The 5,441-nt window shown below is 69.5% G+C and carries 1 protein-coding gene; it reads right to left on the minus strand.

All coding sequences use genetic code 11. The annotated features are described in order from the left end of the window. Positions 1-5,441, minus strand: a 5,441-nt coding sequence (locus ACZ67M_RS37730; RefSeq protein ID WP_469854359.1) for an amino acid adenylation domain-containing protein, incomplete at both ends; no start/stop codon positions are given.

Below are 5,441 nucleotides of genomic sequence, written 5' to 3' on the forward strand. Positions count from 1 at the left end.
ACCACCGCCACCGCACCCGGATCCCGCACCACCCACTCCCCAAACAACTCCACCACCGAACCCACCACCCCCACCACAGGCGCATCATTCCACTCCACGACCATCCGCTCGCGAACGAGCGGTGACATCACGGCGACCTCACCCAGAGGTGTCTCCGGTGCACTCTCCAGCGCCTCGACCAGGCATTCGGCAGCGTTCTGCAGCAGCGCGCACACCAGCTCCGGATCCCCCGGCGCCACCGCGTCAGCCGTCAGCCCGAACGCGGTCCCCAGATCATCCACCGACATCGACAGCGGATAGTTCGTCCGGTCTTCGGTCGACAGCATCGCCACCCCGGCAAGGCCACCACCCCTGCCACCACCCCCGCCATCCCGGCGAGGCTGACCGCCATGACGGTAGTTGAGCAGAGATGTGAAGAGCGGGGCTGCGGCGGGGACGCCACTGGCCTTCTGCGCCAGGGCGAGCGGGGCGTGCTCGTGCACCAGCAGGCCGGCCAACTGCGCCTGCATCGACCGCACCGCACCCACCGCATCAAGACCTGCCATGTTCACCCGCACGGGAAGGGTGTTCATGAACGGTCCCGGAATCCGGTCCGCACCCCGCCCGGAGTTCATCCGCCCCAGCAACACCGTCCCGAACACCACATCCGACCGCCCCGCCAGACTCGCCACCACCCGCGCATACGCCACATGGAACAACGTCGCCGGACTCACTCCCAGGCGACGGGCCTGCTCCCGCACTCGCTCTCCCAGTCCGTCATCCACCCGCAGCCGCGCCTGCTGCACACCCGTGCCGTCGCCGCGCGTGTCGGCCAGGCCGAACGGCAGCGTCGGCTCCGTCACGTCCCTCAGCAGTTCGGCGAAGAACTCCTCGTGCTCGGCGCGGGAGACCCCCAGCCGGGCCTGGGCCACGAAGTCACGGAACGGCAGCGGCTCAGGGAGAGCATCGCTGCGCCCGGCCATGAACGCCGCGACCTCGCCCAGCACCACCTGCAATGCGGTGTGGTCCTGGAGCAGGTGGTGCACCTGCACCAACCCGAGCCACCGCTCGCTGCCCGGCTCGGCCGCCACGTGTACGCGCAGCAGCGGTGCCCGTCGCAGGTCCATCCAGCGTCCGGCGAGCGCGAGCAGCTCAGCCTGCGGGTCATCACCGTCCCCGGTCAGGGCGACCTCGGTGACCGGGACGGTCGCACGTTTCCGGACCACCTGCACAGGCTCGGGCAACGCCTCCCACACCAGCCCGGTGCGGTAGATGTCGTGCCGGTCCACGACCCGCTGCAAGGCCGCCAGGAACCCGTCCAGCCGCTCACGGCTGTCGAAGCCGAGCATCATCGGCACGAGGTACACGTCCGCCTCACCCGGTCCGGTGAGCAAGTGGTGGAAGAAGATGCCCTCCTGCAACGGCGCCAGCGGATACACATCGGCGATGTTCGCCGCGCCGCCCTCGACGGACGCGCACACCAGGTCGATCTGCGCGGCCGTCAGCTCCACCAACGGCAGCATCTCCGGCGTAATCACCTCCACACCCTGCGCCGGGATCCCGTTCGCAGGCACCTCCACCACGCCCCCGCCACTGCCCGCAGCAGCCAACGCCGCCGGCGTCGGCGCCTCGAACAGCACCCGCACCGACACCCCGAACCCACGCTCACGCAACCGCTGCACCAACGACACCGCGAGCAAGGAGTGCCCGCCCAGCTCGAAGAAGTTGTCCTCCACCCCTACACGGTCGACGCCCAGGACCTCCGCGAACACCTGACACACCAGCTCTTCAGCCACCGTGGCAGGACCCCGGCCGCCAACAGACGAATATTCCGGGGCGGGGAGGGCTGCCCGGTCCAGCTTTCCGTTGACCGACAACGGCAGCCGGTCGAGCACCACGACGGCAGAGGGCACCATGTACTCCGGCAACCGCGCGCCCCCAAAGGCACGAACTGCGCCGGACAGTTCGTCGCCCCATCCACCCTCACCCTCGGGCACGACGTACGCGACGAGGCGCTCATCACCCTGGGTGTCCTCGCGGGCGACCACCACCGCTCGAGCCACCTCGGGATGTGCCACCAAGACGGCCTCGACCTCACCCGGCTCGACCCGGAAGCCACGGACCTTCACCTGATCGTCCGCACGGCCCACGAACATCAGCTGCCCGTCCGCCGTCCACCGCGCCAGGTCACCGGTCCGGTACATCCGCTCACCCGAACCACCGAACGGGCACGCCACGAACCGCTCCGCCGTCAGCCCCGGTCGCTCGTGGTAGCCGCGGGCAAGGCCCGTGCCGGCCACATACAGCTCCCCCGCCACACCCGGCGGCACCGGCGCAAGGAACCGGTCCAGGACATGGACACGAGTGTTGTCGACCGGTCGGCCGATCGGAACATTCCCACCTGCCACCTCACTCGTACCGTCGTGCCATGACGTCGAGTCGACCGTGGTCTCCGTCAGCCCGTAGACGTTGTGCAACTCCACGTCCAACAGGCTCGTAGCCCGCTGATGCAGAGCGCCCGTCAGCGCCTCACCGCCGCTGAACAGCATCCGCAGGCTCGTGCAATCGACCGCGGCGGACTCGGCGACCAACAACGACAACTGCGAAGGCACGAAGTGTGCGGCGGTGACTTCCTCACGCCGTATCAGCTCCACCAGGTAGGCCGGATCACGGTGTGCCGCCGGTGCGGCGATCACCAGCGCCGCACCGGACATCAACGGCCACCACAACTCCCAGACCGACGCGTCGAACCCGAACGGTGTCTTGTGGAGCACTCGGTCCGACGCCTCCAGCCCGAACACCCGCTGTGCCCAGAGGAGGTGGTTGGCGAGGCCGCCGTGGGTGACCACCACGCCCTTCGGCCGCCCCGTCGATCCGGAGGTGTACATCACGTACGCCGCATGACCGGCCGTCAGGACCGGACGCGTCCCGGCCGTGGCCGGCGCTGTATCGCTCCCAGCCGGCTCCGCCTCGTCGACGGCAAGCACGGGGACGGTCAGGTCTACCGGAAGTTCACCAGCGTGCGCACGCGTCGTGAGCACGCAGGACGGACGGCCGTCGGTCAGCGTGAACGCGAGCCGTTCCGAGGGGTGGTCCGGATCGACGGGGAGATAGGCAGCACCGGCCTTCCACACCGCCAGCAAAGTCACTACCAGCTCGACCGACCGCTCCAGCATGACCGCCGCCACCGACTCCGGCCCCACACCCCGCCCGGCCAGCACCCCTGCCAGCCGGCTCGCCCGCTCATCCAACTCCCCATACGAGACACGTTCATCTTCATACACGACCGCGACAGCGCTCGGGTCCCGCAGCACCTGATCCTCGAACAGCGCCAGCAAGGTCGTCTCCGGCTTTGGTACGGCGGTGTCGTTCCAGTCGGTCACCACCTGGCGCCGTTCCGCCTCCGACAGCACCTGGACCTGCCCCACCCGAGCCCGCGGATCCGCGGCCACCAGCGACAGGACCTTCACCAAGCGCTCAGCGACCGCTTCCACGGTCCCCGCGTCGAACAGATCCGCCGCCCCGGTAACCGACCCCCGCAACCCCACCGGACGGCCCTCACCGTCAGTCACCTCACCCAACGACACATCAAGATCGAACTTCGCCACCCGCAGACCGCCTGACACCGGCGCCACCCGCAGGCCTGGGAGGTCCAGCCTGGCTTGGCCCTGATTCTGGAGGGTGAGCATGACCTGGAACAGCGGATGCCGCGCCAGCGAGCGGTCCGGTGCCAGCACCTCCACCAACCGCTCGAACGGCACCTCCTGGTGCTCCAGCGCCGCCAGGCTCGTCTCCCGCACGCGCTCCAGCAACTCACCGAAGGTCGGGTCCCCCGACACATCGGTACGCAGCACCAGCGTGTTGACGAAGAACCCGACGAGATCGTCGAGGGCCTGGTCCGTGCGGCCGGCCACCGCCGTACCGACGGGAATGTCCTCGCCCGCACCCAGCTTCGACAGGAGCACGGCCAGCGCGGCTTGCACCACCATGAACAGGGTCACCCCCTGTTCTCTCGCCAGCGCCGTCAGCTGCGCGTGCACCTCCGCCGGGACCATCAGCGACGCCGTATGGCCCCGGTGCGACGCGGCTGCCGGCCGCGGCCGATCCACCGGCAGCGCCAACTCCTGCGGTGCCCCGGCCAGCGCGTCACGCCAGAAGCCCACCTGTTCGGCGAGCACGCTGTCCGGGTCACCCTCATCGCCCAGCAGCTCCCGCTGCCACAGCGTGTAGTCCGCGTACTGCACTGGCAACGGCTCCCAGCCTGGAGCCTCCCCCGCACATCGTGCCGCATACGCCACCGAGATGTCCTCGGCCAGGGGGCCCATGGACCATCCATCCCCCGCGATGTGATGCACCACCACCACCAAGACGTGCACATCCACGCCGGTCTCGAGCAGGAGCGCCCGCAGCGGCACCTCGACGCCGAGGTCGAAACCGTGCCCGGTCTCCTGCGCCACCAGGGCTGCCACCTCACCCTCGGCCACCCGCGCGACCCGCAGCACCTCACCCAGCTCACCGACAGTCAGAACCTGCTGATACGGCTCCCCGTCCACCACCGGGAAGACCGTGCGCAGCACCTCATGCCGCCCCAGGAGGTCACCGAACGCCGCCCGCAACGCGTTCACGTCCAGCGCACCCTCCAGACGGAGGGCGATCGGGATGTTGTACGTCGCACTCGGCCCCTCCAACTGCGCCAGGAACCACAACCGCCGCTGAGCAAACGACAACGGCACCCGCTCAGGCCGCTCCCACCGCGTCAGACTCACCCGCGCCGCATCCGCACCCGCAATCCGCGCCGCCAACGCTGCCGGCGTCGACGCCTCGAACAGCACCCGGACACCCACCTCAACCCCGAACACCACCCTCAACCGCGACACCAACCGCATCGCCAGCAACGAATGCCCACCCAGCTCGAAGAAGTCCTGCTCAACCCCCACCCGCTCCAGACTCAGCACCTCACCAAACACCTGACACATCAGTTCCTCGGCCACCGACACAGGGGCACGCCCGCTGTCGAGCACCGCGTATTCGGGGGTGGGGAGTGCGGCTCGGTTGAGTTTGCCGTTGATGGTCAGGGGGAGTTCGGGCAGGGCGACGAAGGCTGCGGGGATCATGTAGGCGGGCAGGTGGGCGGCGGTGTGGGCTCGCAGGTCGGCGGTCAGGGTTGTGGTGTCGGGGACGGTGGTGTCGTGCCGGCTGGGGTCGATGGTTGCTGTGGCCGGGTCGGTGGTGGTGGTTTCGGGGACGATGTAGGCGGTCAGCCGGGTGTCTCCGGGAGTGTCCTCACGGGCGACGACCGCGGCCTGGGCCACCCCGGGATGCGCCGTCAGCACCCCGGCGACCTCACCCGGCTCGATCCGGTGCCCCCGCACCTTCACCTGATCATCCGCCCGCCCCGCGAACACCAGCCGGCCCTCCGCCGTCCACCGCGCCAAGTCCCCCGTCCGATACATCCGCTCACC

Source organism: Streptomyces sp. NPDC107500, assembly GCF_055582785.1.